1 protein-coding gene is annotated in these 268 nt (G+C 74.3%); it reads left to right on the top strand.

Translation table 11 applies throughout. The features are described from left to right. Positions 1–205, top strand: a 205-nt coding sequence (locus AC0IW9_RS30945; protein WP_471652130.1) for an SDR family oxidoreductase, incomplete at its 5' end; no start/stop codon positions are given. Positions 206–268: the final 63 nt, after the last annotated feature.

Below are 268 nucleotides of genomic sequence, written 5' to 3'. Positions count from 1 at the left end.
GGTCGAGACCCGGCTGGCTGGGCAGCGGGCCGGCGGCGATGTGGTGGCGCTGGTGAAGCAGCGGCTGTCGCGCATCCCGATGGGCTTCGCCGGGGACGGCCGGGATACCGCCGCCGCGGGGCTGTTCCTGGCCTCGGAGGAGGCCCGGTTCGTCACGGGGACGGAGCTGGTGGTGGATGGCGGCATGTCCGTCCGCTGCGGCTAGGCTCAAGCTAGTTCCGACGGGCGCCGCGGGCGACGAGGTCGAGGAAGCCGGCGGTCTCCCGGT

Source organism: Belnapia sp. AC561, assembly GCF_979252845.1.
The sequence above is the reverse complement of the archived record's forward strand: the minus strand, read 5'-3'. Positions and strand labels throughout refer to the sequence as shown.